The organism is Boudabousia marimammalium (genome assembly GCF_001936115.1).
In the GTDB taxonomy this organism is placed as follows: Bacteria; Actinomycetota; Actinomycetes; order Actinomycetales; family Actinomycetaceae; genus Boudabousia; species Boudabousia marimammalium.
This window is the reverse complement of sequence record NZ_MPDM01000007.1, coordinates 63352-86134: the sequence shown is the minus strand read 5'-3', so window position 1 is coordinate 86134 and position 22783 is coordinate 63352. Positions and strand designations below refer to the sequence as shown.

The 22783-nt window shown below is 53.5% G+C and carries 20 protein-coding genes and 1 riboswitch; of the genes, 10 read left to right on the top strand and 10 right to left on the bottom strand.

The genetic code is table 11. The features are described from left to right. Both BM477_RS08205 and BM477_RS07075 read left to right on the top strand, forming a co-directional pair. On the top strand, positions 1 to 579 hold a 579-nt coding region (locus tag BM477_RS08205), incomplete at its 5' end, for a PT domain-containing protein (protein WP_187337402.1). A gap of 131 nt (positions 580 to 710) precedes the next feature. Beyond that, the gene (locus tag BM477_RS07075; protein WP_075361968.1) at positions 711 to 2099 is read left to right on the top strand and encodes a DHA2 family efflux MFS transporter permease subunit; all 1389 of its coding nucleotides are present in this window, start codon (positions 711 to 713) and stop codon (positions 2097 to 2099) included. Between the two features lie 23 nt (positions 2100 to 2122). On the opposite strand, the gene BM477_RS07070 is transcribed toward BM477_RS07075, so the two are convergent. The 7 genes from BM477_RS07070 to BM477_RS07040 form a co-directional block, all read right to left on the bottom strand. Continuing rightward, entirely contained in the window at positions 2123 to 2779 is a 657-nt protein-coding gene (locus tag BM477_RS07070) for a LutC/YkgG family protein (protein WP_075361967.1), read from the bottom strand. Next, positions 2776 to 4293: a LutB/LldF family L-lactate oxidation iron-sulfur protein gene (locus BM477_RS07065; protein WP_075361966.1), complete on the bottom strand. Its 1518-nt coding sequence runs from the start codon at positions 4291 to 4293 to the stop codon at positions 2776 to 2778. The genes BM477_RS07070 and BM477_RS07065 overlap by 4 nt, the downstream gene beginning before the upstream one ends. Position 4294: 1 nt before the next feature. Next, complete coding sequence (locus tag BM477_RS07060) at positions 4295 to 5083, bottom strand: (Fe-S)-binding protein (RefSeq protein WP_075361965.1); 789 nt, start codon at positions 5081 to 5083, stop codon at positions 4295 to 4297. Positions 5084 to 5317: 234 nt separating this feature from the next. Then, positions 5318 to 7048: an L-lactate permease gene (locus BM477_RS07055; protein ID WP_084543789.1), complete on the bottom strand. Its 1731-nt coding sequence runs from the start codon at positions 7046 to 7048 to the stop codon at positions 5318 to 5320. Between the two features lie 141 nt (positions 7049 to 7189). Next, a complete protein-coding gene (gene glpK / locus BM477_RS07050) occupies positions 7190 to 8725 on the bottom strand; it encodes a glycerol kinase GlpK (RefSeq protein ID WP_075361964.1) in 1536 nt (511 codons plus the stop codon). Positions 8726 to 8756: 31 nt separating this feature from the next. Then, positions 8757 to 9494 carry an MIP/aquaporin family protein gene (locus BM477_RS07045; protein ID WP_075361973.1) on the bottom strand — a complete coding sequence of 246 codons (738 nt, stop codon included), beginning with the start codon at positions 9492 to 9494 and terminating at the stop codon, positions 8757 to 8759. Between the two features lie 174 nt (positions 9495 to 9668). Further along, on the bottom strand, positions 9669 to 11393 hold the full coding sequence (locus BM477_RS07040) for a glycerol-3-phosphate dehydrogenase/oxidase (protein WP_075361963.1): 1725 nt from the start codon (positions 11391 to 11393) through the stop codon (positions 9669 to 9671). Positions 11394 to 11535: 142 nt separating this feature from the next. Here BM477_RS07040 and BM477_RS07035 point away from each other — a divergent pair, with 142 nt between their 5' ends. Then, the gene (locus tag BM477_RS07035; RefSeq protein WP_075361962.1) at positions 11536 to 12507 is read left to right on the top strand and encodes a sugar-binding transcriptional regulator; all 972 of its coding nucleotides are present in this window, start codon (positions 11536 to 11538) and stop codon (positions 12505 to 12507) included. 18 nt (positions 12508 to 12525) lie between these two features. On the opposite strand, the gene BM477_RS07030 is transcribed toward BM477_RS07035, so the two are convergent. From BM477_RS07030 to BM477_RS07020, 3 genes are all read right to left on the bottom strand, one after another. Next, on the bottom strand, positions 12526 to 13089 hold the full coding sequence (locus tag BM477_RS07030) for an NYN domain-containing protein (RefSeq protein WP_075361961.1): 564 nt from the start codon (positions 13087 to 13089) through the stop codon (positions 12526 to 12528). Positions 13090 to 13134: 45 nt separating this feature from the next. Then, complete coding sequence (locus tag BM477_RS07025; protein WP_075361960.1) at positions 13135 to 13854, bottom strand: PspA/IM30 family protein; 720 nt, start codon at positions 13852 to 13854, stop codon at positions 13135 to 13137. 131 nt (positions 13855 to 13985) lie between these two features. Beyond that, positions 13986 to 16184, bottom strand: coding sequence for a TPM domain-containing protein (locus BM477_RS07020; protein WP_075361959.1), 2199 nt, complete (start codon positions 16182 to 16184; stop codon positions 13986 to 13988). 276 nt (positions 16185 to 16460) lie between these two features. Then, a riboswitch (ZMP/ZTP riboswitch) is annotated at positions 16461 to 16542 on the top strand. Positions 16543 to 16581: 39 nt separating this feature from the next. Here BM477_RS07020 and purE point away from each other — a divergent pair. Genes purE through BM477_RS06985 form a run of 7 tightly spaced genes read left to right on the top strand, consistent with a single transcriptional unit; the run spans position 16582 to position 22782 of the window. After that, on the top strand, positions 16582 to 17079 hold the full coding sequence (purE, locus tag BM477_RS07015; RefSeq protein WP_075361958.1) for a 5-(carboxyamino)imidazole ribonucleotide mutase: 498 nt from the start codon (positions 16582 to 16584) through the stop codon (positions 17077 to 17079). 24 nt (positions 17080 to 17103) lie between these two features. Next, a complete protein-coding gene (locus BM477_RS07010) occupies positions 17104 to 17796 on the top strand; it encodes a phosphoribosylaminoimidazolesuccinocarboxamide synthase (protein ID WP_075361957.1) in 693 nt (230 codons plus the stop codon). 9 nt (positions 17797 to 17805) lie between these two features. After that, a complete protein-coding gene (locus BM477_RS07005) occupies positions 17806 to 19230 on the top strand; it encodes an amidophosphoribosyltransferase (RefSeq protein WP_075361956.1) in 1425 nt (474 codons plus the stop codon). A gap of 4 nt (positions 19231 to 19234) precedes the next feature. Beyond that, positions 19235 to 20278, top strand: a complete 1044-nt coding sequence (gene purM, locus BM477_RS07000) for a phosphoribosylformylglycinamidine cyclo-ligase (protein WP_075361955.1) — start codon at positions 19235 to 19237, stop codon at positions 20276 to 20278. Positions 20279 to 20286: 8 nt separating this feature from the next. After that, entirely contained in the window at positions 20287 to 20910 is a 624-nt protein-coding gene (purN, locus tag BM477_RS06995) for a phosphoribosylglycinamide formyltransferase (RefSeq protein WP_222842291.1), read from the top strand. Next, positions 20900 to 21601 carry an IMP cyclohydrolase gene (locus BM477_RS06990; protein ID WP_075361953.1) on the top strand — a complete coding sequence of 234 codons (702 nt, stop codon included), beginning with the start codon at positions 20900 to 20902 and terminating at the stop codon, positions 21599 to 21601. Before purN ends, BM477_RS06990 begins: the two co-directional genes overlap by 11 nt. Further along, positions 21598 to 22782, top strand: coding sequence for a phosphoribosylaminoimidazolecarboxamide formyltransferase (locus BM477_RS06985; protein WP_075361952.1), 1185 nt, complete (start codon positions 21598 to 21600; stop codon positions 22780 to 22782). Before BM477_RS06990 ends, BM477_RS06985 begins: the two co-directional genes overlap by 4 nt. Position 22783: the final 1 nt, after the last annotated feature.

Genomic DNA, 22783 nt, shown 5'->3' with positions numbered 1-22783 from the left:
GAGCCGACTGTGGAGCCGACTGTGGAGCCGACTGTGGAGCCGACAACTGAGCCGACTGTGGAGCCGACAACTGAGCCGACTGTGGAACCGACTGTGGAACCGACAACTGAGGTTAGTGCTGTGGCTTTTGCTAATGGGGTGCCGATTGATTTGCTCGTTCAAGGTATGGCTACTTCTGTGGAGTTTGTGTTTACTAATGCTGCAGAGGGTTCCCAGTGGAAGGTTGCACTTCATTCTGATCCAATTCAACTGGGTGTTGTTACGGTTAAGAATGGTCGGGCGAAACTGGATATTAGTGCTGAGACTACTGCCAAGTTTGTTCCCGGTGCGCACGTTTTGAAGTTGACCTTGGTTGATGGTGTTGCTCCGAAGGTGCTTGAGATTCCTGTAACCGTGAAGTCGGCAGGGGATGTAACGCCTAACGATGGATCAACAGTCAAACCCACTGTGGAGAAGCCCGTGCAAACGACCCTATCAAAGACTGGCGTACAGCTTGGTTTCGGATTAGGGCTAGCTGCTTTATTGGCAGCCGGTGGCGCCATGGCTCTGCTACTCCGGAGGCGAAATAGCCTGCAGTAGTTGTGACATCAGATTGTTCGCTTTTACACTTGGGGTTGCTAAGTTTGCCGCATGTGTGTTAGCACACTAGAATTCTGTTCCCTAAATCTCCCCGATTGGCTTTGCCAGTCGGGGAGATTTAGAGTACATCCATGACTGAAACAAGCACTCTTACTTCCGCCCAGGCATGGCGTGCCCTAGCCGCGATGATGATTGGGTTTTTCATGCTACTACTAGATAGCACAGTAGTGGCAGTGGCGACACCACAGTTCCAAGAGCAACTGGGAGCTTCTCTTAACGCAGTTGTTTGGGTCACTTCCATTTATCTACTTACCGGCGCGATTCCCCTGCTGGTGACAGGGCGACTAGGCGACCGTTACGGACAGCGAACCATGTATTTGGTTGGAGTGGGGCTTTTCACTGCCAGTTCACTCTGGTGTGGTTTAGCGTCCTCCGTGGAAATGCTGATTGTGGCCCGCGCCTTCCAAGGACTGGGGGGCGCAATTATCGCCCCTCAGATTTTATCCGTGATTTCACGGATCTTTCCGCGCAATAAACGCGGAGCAGCGATGGGAATCTGGGGGATGGTGGCAGGTTTAGCCAGTCTCCTTGGACCACTTATGGGCGGCATAATTGTGGGCTATTTTAGCTGGCACTGGATTTTCATAATTAATGTCCCAATCGGCTTAGTATCCCTCATTTTGACCAGCCTGTGGGTCCCCCAACTGGAACGTACCGCTCGCCGTATCGATATTCCCAGCGTGCTGGTTTCCATGCTGGCAGTCTTTGCAATCGTCTTCGCCCTCCAACAGGGTCAGGCTCTAGGTTGGCCAGCTTGGTCTTGGCTGATGCTGCTGGGGGGCGTGTTTCTCACGGCACTGTTCATTTTTATGCAGTATCTGACGAACCGCAGAGGTAAAGACGCATTAGTACCATTATCGCTGTTTAAGGATCGAAATTTTTCTGTCGGCTCTTTCGCAATCACCACAATGGGTTTCGCAATGGGAGGTTTTGCGTTACCGATTTCTATTTATTTGCAGCAAGGTGCCGGCCTGGCAGTGGAACAAGCTGGTCTCTTTTTCATGCCGATGGCAGTTATATCTGGCTCGCTTTCACCCCTGACTGGGAGACTTTCTGACCGGATTCACCCTCGTCACCTGCTGATGATCGGATACGGGTTCATGGGGGCCGGTTTCGTTACCGCTGTATTCGTGATGCGTGACGGGGTCAGCTTCTGGTGGCTGCTAGCAGCAATCGCCTTGAAAGGCGTGGGCAATGCTTTCGTCTGGTCGCCCAATTCTACGGTCACCATGAGAGATATTGATACTGCCATGTCCGGGTCCGCTTCGGGTGTCTATAATACGACCCGTCAGGTTGGTTCAGTGATGGGCGCGGCAGCAATTGGTGCAATGATGCAGTGGGGTGTGGCTAGCACAACCGTTGTTGAAGCCATGGGCAATGCAATGATTTTGCCCAGCCTAGCAGCACTGGTCGGTTTCATCTCCATTCTATTCTTGCGAGATTCGCGTCCGATACGCTGAAGGCTGGGCAAAATTTGTTGAGGTTAATCCTCGATAATAATCACATACAGGTTGCGCGGGCCGTGCACTCCATCCACTCGGATCAGCTCAATATCCGAGGTTGCTGACGGACCCGCAATCCAGGTGGAGGCTCGTTCCGGGTGCTTGCCCAGTAGCTCCACCGCTTGCGGCACTGTCGGCATGACCGTGCGGGCTTCCACTACGCACACGTGCGTATCGGGGACGAGGGAGAGTGCACGCCGGCCCTGGTCGGCGGTACCATCCAAAACAATGGTTCCTGATAGAGAGATACCGCAACGGGACCGAGTCACAACGGCATCAATCTGATCCAGTTCCAGGTGGCTCAGCTGCCGGTTGGGGCCGTCAACCTCAACGGTGCGGCCATCCTCAGCGGCGGCCTTCTGATACTGCTCATCAAGACCATGCGGCACCACCACAGAAGTGGCGCCGGCAGCATGCAACTGCTCAGAGATTGCTTCAGCTACCTTACTGGCAGCAACCACAGTGACTTTCGCGTTGTAATCCTCAAGGGTTTCAACGAACTCTGCAATCACTTCCGGCGCTCCAATCGGGTATTCTCCCTCGACCCGGTAATCGCGGGGTGGAAGGGGAGCCGGCCCATCCTGGGACTTAGCGATCGCCATTTTCACGGCGGAAAGAATCATCTGTCGTGAACTCATTTTGATTCCTCCTCATGCTTTCCCCACCACTGGCGGAAGGACTCTGCCGGGGGAGCGGGAATATCGCGTGAACCTGTCCACATGGAGGCCGGATAAGGCAAAGCCCCAATCCGTTGGTTCTTACCTCCCACGAAACGAGCCATGCTGGCCACCCGACCGGCTTTTGCGAACATGGAGCCGCTACCCATAATCGGGGAGCTGGCGGCCATCGCCACATCCCACATGTCTGGGATACCTCCACGGTTCGCCTCAATCACGCGGTGACGCAAATGGACCAGCGCGGTCGGAATATCAATCTTAACCGGGCAGGCTTCGAAGCAGGCGCCACACAGGGATGAGGCGAAAGGTAGTGCAGAGTTCGGGTCCTTACGGTCCACCGCGCCGGTCAGCTGCGGCGTCAAAATGGCACCAATCGGACCGGGATAGACGGAACCGTAGGCGTGACCGCCAACATGCTCATAGACCGGGCAGACGTTCATGCAAGCGCCACAACGGATGCAGTGCAAAGCCTGACGGCCAATCGGATCAGCCAATGCTTTACTGCGGCCATTGTCTACCAGCACTAGATGGAACTCTTGCGGGCCATCACCGGGGGTGACGCCAGTCCACAGCGAAGTGTAGGGATTCATCCGCTCACCGGTGGCCGAGCGTGGCAACAGCTGAGCGAAAACTTCCATCGCCTGATAGTTCGGCACGATCTTCTCAATGCCAACCACAGAGATTAGCGTCTCCGGCAGGGTTAAGCACATGCGTCCGTTACCTTCGGACTCAAAAACGGTGAGCGTGCCAGAGTCCGCAATCATCATATTGGAGCCAGAAATCGCAACCTTCGCGGAGAGGAACTTCTTCCGCAAGTGGGCGCGGGCCGCCATCGCCAGTTCACGCGGGATGGTGCTCAAATTCTCAGGGGCATCCTCCATCCGGTTTGCGAAAATAGCGCGAATCTCAGCGCGGTTACGGTGAATCGCCGGCACCACAATATGGGAAGGCATATCTTCACTGAGCTGCACAATCATTTCCGCCAAGTCGGTTTCCCAAGCGGAAATGCCGCGTTCAGCCAAGTACTTGTTCATCCCGATTTCCTGGGTGACCATGGACTTGACTTTGACGACTTCCTCTACCTGCTTAGAGGCCACAATCTGGTGGATAATCTGGTTCGCTTCCTGCGCGTCACGAGCCCAGTGAACGATGCCGCCACGGGCCTGCACATTGCGTTCCATCTCCTCTAGGAGCTCCGGCAGATGAGACATCGTGTAATGCTTGATGGCAGAGGCTGCGTCACGTAGCTGCTCCCAGTCAGGCATCTCCTCAACGCGGGTATTGCGCTTCGTCCGAATCTTCGTAGTCGCATACTTCAGGTTGCGGCGCAACTGCGTGTTCTGCAGGTTCTTGCGGGCACCCTCAGGGAACTTATCTCCCCAACGCAAGGGTTGCTCGGGCTCCGGATGGCCCGGCGTCCAACCCAGCGCGGTGGTGTCCTCACAGTGGCAGTGATGAGTCTGTGCGGCAGTCATCTCACACCCCCACCTTCGTAGTCGTTGCCGGCGCATTCCAAGGTTCTTCCTTCGTGCCGGCCAAAATCTCGGCCAAGTGCATGACGCGGATACCGGCGCGGATTCGGGAAAGACCGCCACCAATATGCATGAGGCAGGAGTAATCGCCGGCGACCAAGATTTCCGCCTTCGTAGCCATCACATTGGTCATCTTGTCGGCCAGCATCGCAGTGGAAGTTTCCTTGTTCTTCATTGCGAAAGTACCGCCAAAACCGCAGCAGGAACGCTCTTCGGGAAGCGGAACGAAATCAATGCCCTCCACGTTCTGTAGCAGCTTGTAGGGGCGGTCGCCCACCTTAGTGATACGCATGGAGTGGCAAGTCGGATGGTAGGTGACGCGGTGCGGGAAGTACGCGCCGACATCCTCGAGGCCGAGGACGTCGACCAGTAGCTCCGAAAGCTCATAGGTCTTATCAGCGATTGCTTGTGCACGCTGGCCAAGAGCAGTCTTTCCCGCATCATCAGCAACCAGTTTCTGCTGGTGCCGAATGGAACCAGTGCAGGAGCCGGAGGGGACCACGATGGCATCCCACTCTCCGTCTAGGACCGGTTCGAAAGTTCTCACGTGGTTCTCGATGAGCGGCATTGCTTCACGGTAGTAACCCGTATTGATGTGCATCTGTCCACAGCACGCCTGACTTTCGGGGAACACTACGGTGTGTCCTAACCTCTCCAGAAGGTGAACTGTCGCCTGCGGCGCTTGCGGGAACATTGCGTCACCAATACAGGTGGAAAACAGTGCAAATTTCACGTTTCCTCCTTGATTTGTTGAACGTATTCTCAGCGTAGAACAAATCGAGAAGATTGCGACAAGAATCCATAAGAGAACTGACAAACCGCATAAATCCGCCACTTTATGGCGTGGTGTCAGAACCGATGGAAAGAGAAAAATGCGTGATTTACGCTACTGTGCAATTCTATAATTCTGGCTGCGGATAAAAACAGTTCTCCCCCTCAAAGAATCGAGGGGGAGAAGCTATCTAGGTTAGGGTAGCGGGGGAATATACGCGCCCAGCCATCCTTGCGAGGCAAGGAACACGATGGTGCATAGAATCAGCAGCAACACAATCGAGATTGGGGCGGCCTTGCGGAGCATTTCGGGCTCAGTTCCCGGCTTCCCCACCGCACTTGCAGCGATTGTCAGGTTCTGCGGCGAAACAATCTTACCGATGCCACCGCCCACAGTATTAGCGGACAGCAAGATACCCGGATTCAAGTTGGCGCCTTGCGCGGCGGTAGCTTGCAAGTTGGCGAAAAGAGCACCCGCCGATGTGGCGGAGCCTGCTACCGCGGTCGCTAGCCAGCCCAGTATCGGGGAAAGGAAAGCGAAAGCGGCGCCAGCCATTGCCAGTGCCACACCAATCGAGGTGGTCTGTCCGGAGAAATTCATGACATAGGCCAAAGCCATCACCATGGCGATAGTGAGAATGGAAAGCCGGAGCTCATAAATCGTGGACAGCAAAGTCTGCAAGCCCTTACCGAAAGTAATCGGGAAGCGTCCGCCTGAGGAAGTCCGGGAGTAGATGAAAGCCACAACCAACGCGGAAACGAAAATCCAAGTACCCGGGTTGGACAGTAAGGACAGCCTGTAGATTGCGGCGGTGGAGGCGGAACCATCCGGCTCTAACAGTTGACCGTACAGGCCGGGCCAGGGAATCGACACGTCAGTAGACTTCAAAGCGGCATCAATATCGACACCGAACTTCCAAAGCTTAGTGAAGCCGATCAATACCACTACTAAGACGTAGGGGAGTAGGGCCAGTGTGATACGGGAGGTCGAGGGGGCGTCCTCGCCCTCGGCCTCGGAACGATATTCCGAGGGAGCCTGCGGAGTCCAAACCAGCAAGAACAGGTAGCAAGAAACCAAGCCCAGCAGGGAAGCCACCACGGAAGTGAGTTCGTAGCTGAGCATGGAGGTGAAGAATTGACCTACACTGGTGGCAATACCGGCAACTAGCGCGATGGGCCACAGCTGACGGATGGCGCGCTTGCCGTCCAGCACTGCCAGCAGGATGAAGGGGACCAGCATAATGATGAAGGGAGTGTAGCGGCCCATCAGGGTGCCGACATAGGCGGGGGCAACCCCACCGAGCTTACCGGCGGTGGTGACGGGGATAGCCATGGCGCCAAAGCCCACGTAAATGGCGTTGCCGACAATGGTGAGGACGGCGGCCTTAATCGGCTCTAGACCAATGGTGACCAGCATAGCGGCGACGATAGCAACCGGGGCGCCGAAACCGGCGAGGCCTTCAAGGAGACCACAGAAGCTGAAAGCAATGATGAGGGCTTGCACTCTCATATCGCCTTTACCGACGAGGTTGAAAACGGCACGCAAATCATCGGAGCGGCCGGACACTTCGGTGAGGTTATAGAGCCAGACGGCCGCCAAAATGATGTAAACGATGGGGAGCAAGCCGAGGGCGAGGCCCTGTGTGGCGGACATGAACACCATGCTGGCCGGCATTTTGAAACCCAGGATTGCGATGATTGCCGCCAGTGCGAAAGAGATGATGGCGCACCAGTGGGTTTTTACTTTGAAAGCGCCCAGCAGAACGAAGAAGGCTAGCAGGGGAATAGCGCCCACTAGGGCGGTCAGTATTACTGAATCATTAATCGCGTCTACTTGCGGGGTGAATCCCGCCAGCGGACGCGAAAGGCTAGAAATCTGCGGGTAAAGATTGGGGCCGGTGAGTCCGGCCAGAACGGCGGTGGGCATTTGAAAAAACTCCTGCTGTGCAAATCAATCTAAGAAAGGGTCATCTTTGACCCGATAGACAGAATCCTAAACCGATTGTGCCCCCTCTGCAAACAACAGAGGGGGCACAATCTTTAGTGGAGTTTAGAATAGGCTAAAGACTTAGCTTTCGGTTTCCTTTTCCACATCCTCGTCAACCCAGTCGAAGGTGCGGGTAACAGCCTTCTTCCACAAGCGGTACTTGCGGGCGGCGGCTTCGGAATCCATCTGGGGAAGCCAACGTTTGTCTTCCTTCCAGTTATCAATCACGTCCTGCTCTCCCTGCCAGAAGCCCACAGCGATACCTGCCGCGTAGGCTGCACCCAGAGCGGTGGTTTCAGCAACTTCGGGACGGACAACCGGAACACCCAGCATGTCGGCCTGGAACTGCATGAGCAGTTCGTCGCGGGTCATGCCGCCGTCAACCTTCAGCTCGGTTAGTGCCACACCAGAATCTGCGTTCATAGCGTCCAGTACTTCACGGGTCTGGAATGCGGTTGCTTCTTCAACAGCGCGGGCAATGTGGCCACGGTTGTTGAAGCGGGTGAGGCCAACGATGGCGCCACGTGCATCAGACTTCCAGTAGGGTGCGAACAGGCCGGAGAAAGCGGGGACGAAGTAGACGCCACCGTTGTCTTCCACAGTCTCAGCGAGCTTACCGATGTCCTTGGAGTCGGAAATCAGGCCGAGGTTGTCGCGCAACCACTGAACTAGTGAACCGGCGACAGCGATGGATCCTTCCAGTGCGTAGACCGGCTTGTTGTCGCCAATCTTGTAGCACAGGGTGGTCAGCAGGCCGTTTTCGGAGACGACCGCTTCTTCGCCGGTGTTAATCAGCATGAAGCAGCCGGTGCCGTAGGTGTTCTTTGCCATGCCCTTTTCGAAGCAGGCCTGGCCGAAGGTGGCTGCCTGCTGGTCGCCCAAGATGCCGGAAATCGGGGTGTCGATTAGCAAGCCGTTGGGACGGCCGTAACCGAAAATCTCAGAGGAGGACTTAATCTCGGGAAGCATTGACATCGGGATAGTCATGTCGGCGCAGATGTCTTCACGCCAGCTCAGGGTGTGCAAATCCATCAGCATGGTGCGGGAAGCATTCGTAACGTCAGTTGCGTGTACGCCGCCGTTCGGGCCACCGGTCAGGTTCCACAGGGTCCAGCAGTCGGTGGTGCCCATGAGGAGGTCGCCAGCTTCTGCCTTTTCGCGGGCGCCGGGGACGTTATCTAGGATCCATTTGACCTTCGGACCGGAAAAGTAGGTCGCTAGTGGCAAACCACAGCGGGTCTTGTACTTGTCGGGGCCTTCCTCGCCTGCTAGTTCCTTGCAGATTGCGTCGGTACGGGTGTCCTGCCAAACGATTGCGTTGTAGACGGGCTCGCCAGTGTTCTTGTCCCACACGACGGTGGTTTCACGCTGATTGGTGATACCAACAGCGGCAAGATCATGACGGTTAATCTCTGCCTTGGAGAGTGCTTCGGCTACCGCTTTACGGATGTTTGCCCAAATCTCCAGCGGATCATGCTCGACCCAACCGGCTTTCGGGAAGATCTGTTCGTGTTCGAACTGGCCTACCGAAACGATCTGTCCGGAGTGATCGAAGACGATTGCGCGGGAGGATGTTGTCCCCTGGTCAATCGCTAGTACGTACTTCTTTTCTTTCATGTCATTTACCTCTTTGTAAAACTATTGGGGATCAGAGCAAGACCGGTGCCAGCAAGCCTGCTAGCACGGCGCCAATGAACGGGCCAACAACGGGAACCCAAGAGTAGGCCCAGTCGGAGCTGCCCTTGCCTTTGATGGGGAGGATAGCGTGTGCGATACGGGGGCCGAGGTCACGAGCCGGGTTAATGGCGTAACCGGTGGGGCCACCGAGGGAGGCGCCGATACCGACGATCAGCAGGGAGACACCCAAGTAGTTCAACCAGCCCATGTTGGTGGTGTCGATGAGGCCTGCGCCCATGATCACGAAGACCAGCACGAAGGTGCCGATGGCCTCAGTGACGGTGTTCCAGAAGTAGTCGCGGTCTTCCGGACCGGTGGAGAACACGCCCAGCTTCAATGCCGGGTCATCAGCCAAATCGAACTGCTTGCGGTATGCCAGCCAGCACAGCACTGCGCCGAGGAAGGCGCCCAGCATCTGGCCCCCGAAGTAGGTCATGATGGTGACGAAGTCGAACTTGTTGCCGCCGCCGACCCAGTCTTGAACTGCAAGACCGATGGTGACAGCAGGGTTGATGTGTCCGCCTGAGCGGTTAGCGACAATGGCGCCCGCTAGAACAGCGAAACCCCAGCCGAAGTTAACCATCAGGAAGCCGGTGCCTTTACCTTTGTTCTTAGGCAGAATGTTGTTTGCAACTACGCCGCCACCAAGTAGCAGCAGCATTGCGGTACCGACTGTTTCGGATAGAAAAATAGTTCCTAGTCCGGCCATTATTAGTCCTTTCATAGAGAGGGTGGGCTCCACTGCCCAACACCTTTGTGGCTTCTTTGCCACATTTGTCGGGCCAGGCGCAGGCTGAGATAGGCTCAGCCGTCTGGCCCGACAAATTGTGTATTTAATTGTATGTCGCGGCGGCTATCAAAGATAGTGCCACTCGGGTGAAACTTACAGATCGGCTAGAGGAGTGACGTCCTCAGCCTTCGCGCGAGCAGACTGCGCGGCAGCTTCGTCGAAGATTCCTTCGGCTTCAGCTTCCGCGGCGCAACGCTGCTTGTACAGGTCAAGTTCACGAGCTTTGCGCTCGTCATCCCAACCTAGGTAGGTGGCGGCAATATCAGCAATCTCGGGTGCTGCTGACAGGCCGCGGTCAGATTTCTCGTAGTTCAAACGAGTCCTCAGTGCCATCAGGTCCTCAAGGTGGAGGGCGCCCTCATGGGTGCAAGCGAAAGCAATTTCGGCTCGCAAGTATTCGGGTGCTTCCTTGAGTTCTTTAGCCAATGAAGGTTCTTCAGCGATGGCATCGAATAGTTTGAAGATGTCTGAGCCGTAACGGTCCAGCAGGTCTTCAACATGGTCCACGCTCAGGCCAACTTCGGCGGCTAGACGCTCACGTTGGTTCCATAGGGCGTGGTAGCCGTCAGCGCCAATTAGCGGGGTTTCCTTGGTGCGTGAAGGCAGTGTCTTGGCGCGCTTCTTGCCCAGTGCCATGTCAACCGCGTCCTCGGCCATGACGCGGTATGTGGTCAGCTTGCCGCCAGCGATAACGGTGAGGCCAGGAGCAGCCTCAGTCACTGTGTGCTCACGGGAAACCTTGGTGGACTTGGTCTTGTCTCCGTCTGTGGTGCCCGGCTGGAGGAGAGGTCGCAGGCCGGCCCACGTGCCGATGATGTCGTCTTCGGTCAGGTTCGACTTCAGCACGGCATTGGCGTGATCCAAGATGTATTCTATGTCTTCCTTGTCAGCAACCGGGTCGCGCAGGTCCTCATGGTACTTGGTATCGGTAGTGCCGATAACCCAGTAGCGCTTCCACGGAATGATGAAGAGGACAGACTTTTCTGTACGCAGGAACAGGCCGGTGCTGCCCTTGATGCGGTCCTTCGGGATGACTATGTGGATGCCCTTAGAAGCCAGCACCTTCAGGCCGCCAGTGGTGTCAGCCATTGCCTGGGTTTTTTCTGTCCAAACGCCGGTAGCGTTGATGGTGTGCTTAGCTTGCACATCGTATTCTTTGCCGTCTTCGAGGTCCTTTAGGCGGGCGCCGACGACACGACCATTTTCTTTCTTGAGCTCGACCACCTGAGTGCGGTTAGCGGAAAGTGCGCCGTAGCGTCCGGCGGTACGGACGAGGGTGACAACTAGGCGGGCGTCATCCACACGAGAGTCGTAGAACTCGATAGCGCCGGTAATCTGATCGTCGCGAACGTCAGGGAAGACCTTTAGTGCGCCAGCCTTGGTGTAGTGCTTCTGGATTGGCACTGAACCGCGGTGAGCTACCTGGGCGAGGGCGTCGTACATGCCAACGCCAATCGCAGAGTAGGAACGCTCAATCACGGGGGTCTTTAGTGGCCACAAGAAAGGCTGAGCCTTAACTAAGTGGGGAGCGGTGTGGGTGAGGAGGAGGCCGCGTTCGCGGAGTGCTTCGGCCACTAGAAGGAAGTCGAGGTTGTAGAGGTAACGCAAGCCGCCGTGTACCAGTTTGGATGAGCGGGATGAAGTACCTTGGGCCCAGTCTTGGGCTTCCACGATGCCGACGCGGAGTCCGCGCGTGGCGGCGTCGAGGGCGATGCCTGCGCCGGTCACACCGCCGCCAATGACGAGGATGTCGAGCGGCTCCTTTGTCATGTCTTGCAGGGATTCTTTGCGTTGTTCTGCTGATAATGCGGATGTCATCTTGACTCCTCAGATTTACTATATTTACGGTTGTTTTGATAAGGGTCCGCTTCGACCCAACGTATCCATTATGGTACAACTCACCTGTGCTTGAATAGATTTGCACTAGATTTGCACCTTTGTGCATGACATACTGTTGACTGTGAGCAAAAGAGCTGAACTGGCGCAAGCCGCCGCGGAAATGTACTACTTGAACCTAGACACGATGGATTCTATCGCTCGTGCTCTGGGGGTGTCCCGGTCTACGGTGTCACGTCTATTGGCTTTCGCGAGAGAGACCGGAATCGTTCGAATCAGTGTGGATTCAGTAAGTAAGTCTGATACTGCCCTAGCTTTGGAAGACACTTTTGGAATTAATGTCGTTTGTGTTCCAATCCGGCGCCCGTTGACTGCAGTTGCACGTTTGTCAACGGTTGCAAAAGTTGCTGCTGAAAGACTTAATCATATGGTCACAAACGACCAAGTGATTGGCGTCGCGTGGGGTAATACTACTTCAGAGGTGCTCCGTCACGTGACTCCTTCTCCGCGTGAGAATGTCACCGTCGTGCAGCTGAATGGTTCAACCTCCCTGCGAAATCAAGGATATACGCATGCTGACACGGTTTTGAGTCGCGCAGTAGAGGTATTTGATGCCGAAATAGTACCCTTCCCCGTCCCCGCTTTCTTTGACTATGTGGAAACCAAGCAGGCGATGTGGAAAGAGCGTGCGGTGCTGTCCGTAGTCGATTTGATCCATGACGCCGATCTGATGGTTTTCGGTGTGGGAGCTTTCCACTCTTCGGTTCCGTCCCTAGTTTACTCGGGCGGTTATCTGGAGTCTGAGCAGGTCGCTGAACTGTCTAATGATGGAGTAGTGGGAGATGTTTGTACGGTCTTGCTACGCGAAGACGGCACCTATGAGGATATCGAGCTAAATAAGCGTGCCTCTGGCCCTACTCCGAAGGAGCTAATGCGGGTTGATCGTCGCCTCTGCGTCGTGGCGGGGCAGAATAAAGCGTCCGCCCTTTTGGGTGCTTTGCGTACCGGTGTTGTCACTGATCTGGTGGTGGACGAAGACACCGGGCGCGCCACTTTAGAGCGCGCCCGGGCAACTTCGCGTCGCAGAAAATTCTGACGACCGCTATTAGGTTGTTTACAGGTACCGGCTTGGGTCAAACTCAGAAAGAGGAATAATCTCCAACCGGGGCAACTGTACTTGGAAGGCTTTGACATCGTATTCCAGATCGTAGATGTGGAGACCATGCTCAGCCATATCGGTGAGTTGCTGGGAGGCGAACTCGCGGAAGCACATCACTCCCACGCGGCGCCCATCATCGATAAGTGCCTGTAGTTGGGGAGCGAAATCAGCGTCGTGGCTGGCCAAAATGACGTCGCCAAAACCCTGGTCCAAAATGGCTTCCAAAGTTCTTTGGATACCAATATCAACTACTTTTTCGTTGCCTTCGCCTGCCAATGGAATGGGCTGGTATTGCATTGCGACTAGCGCTTGAACAAAGTTCATCGGCATGAAGCCGCTTGAGGCGTTCAGGAAGAACAGGCCGGTAGCTCCCTCATCCCAGCGTTCAAAGGTGTATTCCAGGATGCGATCCCAGCGGGGGCGTTCCTCTTTGTCGGGGCGACGACCCAGCACGGACATGCCGAGGGTGGCATCGATATTCTCGCCGTCGACGAGGAGGTAGGTTGCTTCAGAATTCATTAAATAATCACCGTTTCAAATGTGTGAATACTCCTCAACGGGATATCAGTTGCCGTTCTTTTTCAGTTCGGAGAGGCGTGCCTCAATTTCAGCATCATCGCCCATAGCGTCCAGCTCTGAGAACTGGCTTTCTAGGCTTTCAGCGGCGAGCTCGCTGCGGCCCTGAGCGTAGGCTTCTTCACGGCGAACGCGCTCTTCGAAACGGGATAGTTCTGAGGCGGGGTCCAGCACGGAAATCTTGGAGACAGCGTCTTGAACGACGGTCTGGGCGGCAGCGCTCTTGGAGCGAGCTACCAGCTCATCGCGTTTGGTTTTCAAGCTTTCCAGCTTGTCGCGCATGGTGGAGACGCCGTCCTTGAGCTTATCTACCATAATGCGCTGCTGCTCCAGCATCGGTTCAGCGTCCTTAGCTTCGCGCTCTGCAGTAATCTGCTTTCCCAAAGCCACGCGCGCCAGCTTGTCAAACTTATCTGCGTTGTCTGCCTCGCCCTTGGCGCGTAGCTCCTCAGCGCGCTGTGACGCTAGGGCAGCTTTCTTGCCCCAGTCTTCTGCGGCAGCTAGATCTGCAGCGTAATCACTTTCAGCCAGCCGAAGGTTGCCGATAGTTTGTGCCACTGCTGACTCTGCTTCAGCAATGGAGTTGGTGTAGTCGCGGATCATCTGATCCAGCATTTTTTCTGGGTCCTCAGCGCGATCAAGCATTGCGTTGATATTAGCCTTCGCGAGTTGGCTAATCCGACCTAGGATGGATTGCTTTTCGGCCATTTGTATTTCCCCTTCTTTACTGTCTGACTACCTTGCCAGACGACATTTATAGAGTATCTGAAAAACTGCGGGTGATAAAGCAGATTAAGAGTCGCACGAATCTTCACCTGCCTGAACGAGGGCGTAAGTCTCTAGAAACTGCTTCCCCCGGTGGAGCTGAATCCGCCCCCGCCGAAGCTGAACCCGCCGCCCCCGAAACTGCTGAAGCTACTGGATGAATCTGATGAATCGAAGATGCTGCCAGATCCCCAGCTGGTCTGCGAAGAACCCCATGTGTGTCGTGAACCGCCGTTCATTATGCCACCTAGAATCAGGCCGGTCAGCAAATCTGTGGGCTGATTCCCCGGATTGGATCTGTGCGTGGCAATCAGACCATAAACCAGCTTCATGACCTGGTTTGCGTGTCGCCCGGCTTCTTCAATCAGGTTCTCAGCTAAGGCGGGTGAAGTTTCCAGCATTTTTGCGCTTTGCGCTATCTTGTCTTCCGCACTGGCTAGTTCCATACGTGCCTCTGCGGGGGCAACGCCACGGTTGAGCTGCACATAGGAACGCGCCCGATCAACAGTCGCCTGCACGTCAGCTAGGCGTAAAGAGACGCGGGTAATCTCCCGCTTCTTAGCTTCTTCGGCTCCCCGGTAGGGGACCAAGATGGTGTCGAGGGCGCGTTCAGCTTCGCTGAGCTTTTCCAAAGCTGCAATCGGGTCTGCCTCCCCGGCGCGGGCCCGGTTGGCCTGGTCAACGGCTTTGCGGGCTTCCTTCGCGAAACCTCCAACTGTGGCGTCGCCAACTCCTAGCCGCGTCATATCCTGTAGGTCGCTACTAATGGAGGCAACTGCCCGGACTAGCAAATCTGAGGCCTGAGACAGGGTAATGTTCGCCTCTCCAAGCTGTTTGCGTAGCTGCACGGCTTGGGTGTAGGTGCGTTGAGCCAACTGCAAGCGGTGCTGTGACTGGGAGCCATTTCCGTTCGCCAGCGCTCTCTCTGCCTCTTTTAGGGCAATCTCTGAGGATTCAATCAGGCTCTTGATGCGCTGTGGGATGGCTTCAAGGGAGTCAAGCTGAGTGGTTGGGAACGAGGCACGTAAAGCGCTCAGTTCCAGCGCCCAAGTCGCTTCTTCAGCCAGCAGTTCAGCTAGGCGGTCGCGCATAGCGGGAATCTCGTTAGGGACTTCTTTGACCTGCGTGCGAAGTTTTTCAAAACTACCGCGTTGCGCGCCGATCTCTCTATCAACCTCAGTGACCAGTTGCAAAATATCCAGATACAAGCCGCGGCGCTTTTGCTCATCACTTTCCGAATGGCTCTGCGAGAGCAACTTCCAGGCTTGCGTAATGCGTGGTTTTGATTGCGCAATGATGCTGTCGAATTGGTCAGTGTCGGATCTCCCAAACTGGATGCGTGCGAACTCTAACTCATCCTCGGCGTCGCGCAAACCATTATCCACGTTCAACAAGCCTGTATTGGCACGCTCTGCCAGTGTTTTCGTGTCCAGACTAGCCCATTGTTCAGTTGGGTTTGGGGTGGCCGGATTACGGTTTTGCGCAGCTAACGCTTCCTCCGCCACCCATTGTTCCCTCCAACGGCGCCTGCGCTTAATCATTTTCACGAACTTGACAATGAAGTACACCGGAAGCGCAAACATAATGAAGATGAAGATCAGCGCTATAAGCCCTTCCACTGTATCCTCGATGTTTGATTTGGGATGCACTGAGCCCGGGGTGGAGGAGCTGTTGCTGGAGGTTCCAGATTCCAACAGGGTAGTGCCCATCAAAGTGCCGGCCTCTTTGACCGCTGTGTCCCAGTCCCCACTTTCAATGGCTTGTTTCAGAATTGGGGCGGTCTGGCTATCCAACTCTTGTTTCAAACTTGAACGCAAGGACACATCAGAGCCCAGAATGTACGTGTATTTGCGTTTCTCAACGCCAATGAACAGCATTAGGTCTTCGCTACCTAAACCGTTGGTTTCTGCAAACTTAATGGCGGCAGAGGAGACATCGCCGCCAGTAAAAGACTGCACGATCGCGAACTTACAATGCGTCTTCTCAGAAGAACAAATCGTCATGTTTTGGTCGGCGCTTGCGGGGTCCTTCAGGTACCCATCAGGGTCGTGAACATCCCAGCTGGCAGTGGACATCGGGTTGACCGTGTTGACCGTGCTGGGTGCCGCAGGGAGATTGGGGGTCGAGGATGCTGCGGTTACCACTGTTTCGGTGGCGGCGCTCGCCCTCGGTACGCTCTCAACCAGAGGCGAAAACAGAACTAACCCAAGGCAGGCAAGTGCGGTAGCAGAAGAAAGTGCCAGTCGACGGTAACTCCCCAATTTCTGGCGCATGATGTCCCCTCTTTTGGAATCCACAGATACTTGCAGTTTAACAGTTGTTGACCTAAAAATTTTTGGCAACAGCCTGAGAATCTGGAATGCTGCATCATCTTTCTCTCTGACCTGTTTGTTGCCTAATCGTTATACGGCAGATGAATCCGTGAAAGTAGCTTGAAATCTCAGTATGAACAAGGGCTACACCGGCGCAAAGTTATCGGACACATGAGTAAATGCTGTGATTTGACCCTTGACGGTAGTCGCTTCCCACTGTTAAAGTGAAGCTACCAAATCAGCCTTGGTGACTGACGGTATAAGTTGAATTAACAACATGGAGCCAAGGTGTCGCACATCGTCCGTCTGGGTACATTTCAATCCTGAAATGTACCCTTTTTTAGTTTGTGGAGGACAAGTGAAAAAGATTGGCATCGTCATGGGAAGTGACAGCGATCTGCCGGTTATTGAAAAAGCAATTCACTATCTACAACAATCAGGGGTCGAATTTACGGTTAACGTATTCTCTGCCCACCGGACTCCAGACGAAGCAATAAATTTTGCTCGTACAGCCAAAGAAAATGGCTACGGGGTCATCATCGCTGCAGCTGGCATGGCTGCTCATCTCGCAGGTGTTCTTGCAGCGAACACCTTGTTGCCTGTTATTGGAATCCCATGCACATCGAAAAATCTTGATGGCATGGACGCATTACTTTCTACTGTCCAAATGCCGCCCGGCATTCCAGTAGCGACTGTAGCTATTGACGGAGCAAAGAATGCTGCAATTCTTGCCTGCCAGATACTGGCCGTCAATGATGATCAGATTGCCAAAACACTGCGTGACCAGCGTGAAGCTGACACTCGCAATGTTTTGGCAAAAAATTTGACTATTTCTACCACCTATTTAACCCACTAATAACACAACCGCGAAGGAATTCTGATGAATAAAAAACTGGTATATTCAGGTAAGACCAAAGACGTTTTCGCTCTCGAAAACGGCAACTACGAACTTAAGTTCAAAGACGATGTTACCGGAAAAGACGGTGTTTTTGATCCGGGTGAAAACTCAGTAGGTTTAACCATTGCTGGGGTTGGTGCTATCAACTTGAAGATGACCACCCTCTTCTTTGAAATTTTGCAAGAAAAAGGCATTAAGACCCACTTCGTCTCCACCAATTTTGAGGACACCACCATGGAAGTTATCCCGGCAACTACCTTCGGTGAAGGTCTCGAAGTGATTTGCCGTTACAAGGCAGTGGGCAGCTTCCACCGTCGCTACTCAGAGTATGTAGAGCTTGGCGCAGACCTGCCCGCATACGTTGAAATGACCTTCAAAAATGATGCTAAGGGTGACCCTCTCGTTACAAAAGACGGGCTGGAAGTTCTGGGCGTGATGACACCGCAGCAGTACGATGCGGTGAAAGAAATGACCCAGAAGATTACCCGCGTCGTTGCAGATGAAATGTCAGCTCGTGGCCTAGACCTCTACGACATTAAGTTCGAGTTTGGTTATGACAAAGATGGTGAAGTTATTCTGATTGACGAAATTGCTTCGGGGAACATGCGAGTCTACAAAGATGGCAAGTACATAGAGCCACTGGAACTCAACAAGCTATTCTTTGCTGCTAAGTAAGGAAAATTAATGGGCGGTATGTTTGCTGTCACGTCAGCTAGAGATATTCAAGAAGACGTCTTCTTTGGCACGGATTACCATAGTCACCTGGGAAACTATCGGGCTGGCATGGTGGTCTGTGATTCACAGGCGGGTTTCCAACGCGAAATTCACAATATCCAAAGAGATTCGTTCCGCTCACGCTTCGCGAATTTTCTCCAAGGCTCACGCGGACAATCAGGTATCGGATGTATTGCTGATGATGCGCCTTCACCTCTGATTATTTCTTCACACCTCGGTACGTATGCAATTTGTTTTGTTGGGGCAATCACCAACAGTCAAGAACTAACCGACGAATTGCTGGCTGAAAAAGGCGTTTTGTTTAACGCCCGTAGCCGAGGGCGAATCAACCCGACTGAAGTTCTTTCAGCGTTGATTAGTATGAAGGACTCTTTCGAGGAAGGCATTGTCTATGCGCAAAGCAAAATCGAAGGGTCTTGTAATCTCGCAATTTTGCTTGATGATGGCTCGTTGATTATTGGCCGCGACAGACTCGGACGTTTGCCAATGATTATTGGCCGTGATGACGATGGGTACGCAGTGAGTTTCGAATCGTTTTCATTTGAGAAACTCGGATATCACTACGTTTCAGAGTTGGGACCTCACGAGGTTGTCAAAATCCGTCCTGAAGGTGTAGAACAGCTAGTACCGCCCCGACAAGAGATGAGGATTTGTTCGTTTCTGTGGAACTATTACGGTTATCCAACATCAACCTATGAAAACGTTAATGTTGAAATTATGCGTAACCGTAACGGTGAAATCCTTGCTCAAAATGAGACAGATCCGACGCTCTTTGACCGCCTCGACTACGTGTGTGGAGTGCCAGACTCTGGTACTCCACATGCGATGGGGTACGCGTTTCAATCATCTGTTAAGTTTGCTCGCTGCTACATCAAGTATACGCCAACCTGGTCACGTAGTTTCTTACCGCATCTCCAAGGTTCACGCAACGAAATTGCGAAGATGAAGCAGGTGCCTATAAAGCAGCTCATTAACGAAAAGAATATCCTGTTCGTTGACGATTCTATAGTGCGGGGTACTCAGCTTCGGGAGACAGTGGAATTCCTCAAAGAAAATGGCGCACGTGAAGTGCATATGCGTTCCGCCTGCCCGCCCATGATGTACACCTGTAAGTTCTTGAACTTCTCAGTTAGTACCAGTGAAGACGATCTGATTACTCGTCGAATCATCCAGCAGCTCGAAGGCCCTGAAGGACTAGAGCATATTGATGAATATGCTGACCAAAATAGTGAACGTGGCAAACGGTTACGCGCCGTCTTGGCTGAACAGTTCAACTTTGACAGCATAGAGTTCCAATCTCTTGAGGGAATCATCGAAGCCATTGGACTTAATCCAAATAGTTTGTGCACATATTGTTGGAGCGGAAGAGAGTAAGGCTATGCGTGATTCACAGTCGGAGAGTTATAAAGAAGCCGGGGTAGATATTGAGGCCGGCTATGAGGTTGTTGCACGAATTCAAAAACACATTAAGAATACGATGGGACAGCAAGGAAGTTTCGATCATCTGGGATTTGGTGGTCTACTTCCGCTTAATGTTTCCGGCATGACTCAGCCCCTGCTGGTTTCCGCGACAGACGGAGTGGGGACAAAGCTTAAACTTGCCTTCTTGCTAGATCGTCACGATACCGTCGGGATTGACTGTGTCGCAATGTGCGTCAATGACGTATTGTGTGTGGGCGGAGTACCAATTAACTTCCTTGACTATATTGCGTGCGGGAAGAACAAGCCAGAGAAAATTGAGCAAATCGTAAAAGGCATTACCGAGGGTTGTGTCCAAGCGGGAATCCCCCTCGTCGGTGGGGAAACCGCTGAAATGCCCGGATTCTATCCCGAAGATGAATACGACCTGGCGGGATTTTGCAACGGTATTGTCGACCAAAGCCAGCTTTTGGACAAGAACAGTGTCAGTGAAGGTGACGTGCTGATTGGTATCGCCAGCTCCGGCGTGCACTCCAACGGTTTTTCGCTGGTTCGTAAAATCTTCAACATCAACGACGTTGAGGTTTTAGAAGATACCTATGATGCTCTTGACGGACACCGTCTCGGCGACGTATTGCTGACCCCAACGAAAATCTACGTGAAACCTGTTACTGAGCTGCTGAACCAGAAACTAGTCAAGTCCTTGGCCCATATTACCGGTGGTGGTTTCTATGAGAATATTCCACGTAGCTTGCCAGCCGGACACGGGGTTGTAATCAACCGCAGCGACGTGCAGGTACTGCCAATCTTCTCCCTGATTCAAGAGGTAGGCCAGATCAGTGACCGCGACATGTTCAACACCTTCAACATGGGGGTCGGCATGACTTGCATAGTTTCTCCAGAGAATGTTGATGAAGTGCTCAACAGGTTGAGCGCCCACGGAGAGCACGCCTATGTTCTAGGGCACGTGGTACGCTCTGAAACCCTCGTTGAGCTGCTATGAGGCCTGTAGTGGCGAAGAAAAAAGCGCGCATTGCAGTTCTCATCTCCGGTGGTGGCAGCAATCTCCAGGCCATTCTAGATGCCGCCGCAAACGGGAGTCTCTCTCACGGTGAAGTAGTGCTGGTTGTCAGCAGCAGAGACAGCGCCTACGGGCTAGAGCGGGCACGCCTCGCTGGTATCCCCACTGCTGTGATACGTTCTCGCGATTTTGCCTCCACAGCAGATTTTGATAACGCGTTGAGCAAGGTGATTGATGATCACCAAGCTGATCTGATTGTGCTAGCCGGATATATGTCCATTCTTAGTGAAGGATTCGTGAAACGGTATCCCCAACGCATTGTCAATATTCATCCTTCCTTGATTCCGGCGTTCTCCGGCGAAGGCTTCTATGGGCTCAGGGTGCATGAGGCCGCCCTGTCTGCCGGCGTTAAAGTCTCCGGCGCCACCGTCCACTACGTGAACGAGGTATGTGATGGCGGGGAAATCCTTGAACAACAAACGGTACGGGTTTTCCCCGATGACAGTCCACAAGACTTGCAGCAACGTGTCCTCACCCAAGTCGAACACGTTATTTATCCACGTGTGATTGAGCAACTAGCAAAAGAAATTGTAGGTAACTCTCATGACAGCTAACTCCATTGTTTCTTACCTTGGAAGCAAGTCCTATCCGGGCCGGACGCTGGTGCTTTCCGTAGCTCCAGACGCCCAGACTGCCACGATCGTCTATTTCATTATGGGGCGCAGCGCCAACAGCCAGAATCGAATTTTTGTGAACGACGGTGAAGCTGTTCGCACCCAGGCTTTCGATGAGTCAAAAGTCGAAGACCCTAGCTTGATCATTTACCCAATCTACCGTCACCTTGATTCCACACATATCTTTACTAACGGTGATCAGACAGAGACTATTTACCAGGGTCTAACTGCCGGAGTGCTACCCGCAGAGGCTCTAAAAAAGCGTGAATGTGAACCAGATGCTCCGAACTTTACGCCGCGAATCTCCCTCGTCACCCAGCCTGAAGGGTATTCCCTGAACCTCATTAAAGCGGCAGAGGAAAGCGGGGAAACCTCCGTTCATTTTGATTTCTTATACCCCTATGTGGCCGGAACCGGCCACTGCATCCACACCTACCTTGAGGATGGCTCTCCGCTTCCCAGCTTCGCTGGCGAGCCTGTGTCTTTCCAGCATGAGGACGACTTGGGAAAGAAAATCTGGGACGCGATTAATCCTGATTTTAAGGTTTCACTGCTGGAAGCGACTCTTAATCTCAACACCCATGAGATTGTCAATATTTCACTGTTCAATAAGCATGAGGAAGCCCGATGAAGCAGCTAGAACTAAAATACGGTAATAACCCGCACCAGAAGCCGGCCCGAATTTCGATTGCTGGAGATGCTGAGCTGCCGCTGGAGGTGCTAAACGGGAAAGCTGGCTACATCAATCTGCTTGACGCACTCAACGGCTGGCAGTTGGTCCGCGAACTGAAAGAAGCTACCGGCCTTCCCGCAGCTACCTCTTTCAAGCATGTTTCCCCGACCTCCGCGGCGATTGGTCGCCCGCTTTCGGAAGTCTTGAAAAAGATGTGCTTCGTTGAGGATATTGAAGGGCTAGATGAATCCCCACTTGCCAGTGCGTATGTTCGCGCCCGCGGCACAGACCGGATGTGTTCTTTCGGTGACTTTGTGGCACTGAGCGATATTTGTGATGTTGCCACTGCCCGCTGCATAAAGCGTGAAGTCTCTGACGGCGTGATTGCCCCCGGCTATGAGCCTGAGGCGTTGGAGATTTTGCAGAGCAAACGCAACGGAAACTACACGGTTTTACAAATTGATCCCTCATATGAGCCTGCTGAGCTGGAAACCAAAGAGGTTTTCGGGATTACTTTCACTCAGCGTCGCAATGACCTGAAAATCGATGACTCACTGCTAGAAAATATTGTGACTACGAATACCGTATTATCGGTAGAGAATAAACAAGACCTACTAATTGGTCTGATTACCCTGAAGTACACCCAATCAAATTCGGTTTGCTATTCCTATCAGGGGCAGGCGATTGGGGTCGGGGCCGGCCAGCAATCACGAATTCATTGCACACGTTTGGCCGGCGACAAGGCAGATACTTGGTTCCTGCGCCAGCACCCGCGGGTACTGGATTTACCTTTCCGTGAGGATTTGGGTCGCGCGAACCGTGACAACGTGATTGATAGTTACATTAATCAAAACGAGGAAGATGTCTGCGCTGAAGGGATCTGGGAAAACTATTTCACCTCTCAACCGCAACCATTGACCGCAGCTGATAAGCAAGAGTTCCTAGCGACTTTCTCTGGCGTCAGCCTCGCTTCTGACGCTTTCTTCCCGTTCTCAGATAACATCAAGCGCGCGGTGAAAAGCGGTGTTTCCTATGTGGTTCAGCCCGGTGGCTCCATCCGAGACGACGTAGTTATTGATGAATGCAACGCGCATAATATCGTTATGGTCTGTAACGGTGTACGACTGTTCCATCACTGAG

Excerpts from the sequence above, each read along its gene's own strand:
- purM (WP_075361955.1), top strand. The coding sequence starts at position 19,235 with ATGCGTGATTCACAGTCGGAGAGTTATAAAGAAGCCGGGGTAGATATT.
- BM477_RS07030 (WP_075361961.1), bottom strand. The coding sequence starts at position 13,089 with ATGAATTCTGAAGCAACCTACCTCCTCGTCGACGGCGAGAATATCGAT.
- BM477_RS07045 (WP_075361973.1), bottom strand. The coding sequence starts at position 9,494 with ATGGCCGGACTAGGAACTATTTTTCTATCCGAAACAGTCGGTACCGCA.
- BM477_RS07055 (WP_084543789.1), bottom strand. The coding sequence starts at position 7,048 with ATGCCCACCGCCGTTCTGGCCGGACTCACCGGCCCCAATCTTTACCCG.
- BM477_RS07005 (WP_075361956.1), top strand. The coding sequence starts at position 17,806 with ATGGGCGGTATGTTTGCTGTCACGTCAGCTAGAGATATTCAAGAAGAC.
- BM477_RS07075 (WP_075361968.1), top strand. The coding sequence starts at position 711 with ATGACTGAAACAAGCACTCTTACTTCCGCCCAGGCATGGCGTGCCCTA.
- BM477_RS07025 (WP_075361960.1), bottom strand. The coding sequence starts at position 13,854 with ATGGCCGAAAAGCAATCCATCCTAGGTCGGATTAGCCAACTCGCGAAG.
- BM477_RS07010 (WP_075361957.1), top strand. The coding sequence starts at position 17,104 with ATGAATAAAAAACTGGTATATTCAGGTAAGACCAAAGACGTTTTCGCT.
- BM477_RS06990 (WP_075361953.1), top strand. The coding sequence starts at position 20,900 with ATGACAGCTAACTCCATTGTTTCTTACCTTGGAAGCAAGTCCTATCCG.
- BM477_RS07040 (WP_075361963.1), bottom strand. The coding sequence starts at position 11,393 with ATGACATCCGCATTATCAGCAGAACAACGCAAAGAATCCCTGCAAGAC.
- BM477_RS06985 (WP_075361952.1), top strand. The coding sequence starts at position 21,598 with ATGAAGCAGCTAGAACTAAAATACGGTAATAACCCGCACCAGAAGCCG.
- BM477_RS07070 (WP_075361967.1), bottom strand. The coding sequence starts at position 2,779 with ATGAGTTCACGACAGATGATTCTTTCCGCCGTGAAAATGGCGATCGCT.
- glpK (WP_075361964.1), bottom strand. The coding sequence starts at position 8,725 with ATGAAAGAAAAGAAGTACGTACTAGCGATTGACCAGGGGACAACATCC.
- BM477_RS07020 (WP_075361959.1), bottom strand. The coding sequence starts at position 16,184 with ATGCGCCAGAAATTGGGGAGTTACCGTCGACTGGCACTTTCTTCTGCT.
- BM477_RS07065 (WP_075361966.1), bottom strand. The coding sequence starts at position 4,293 with ATGACTGCCGCACAGACTCATCACTGCCACTGTGAGGACACCACCGCG.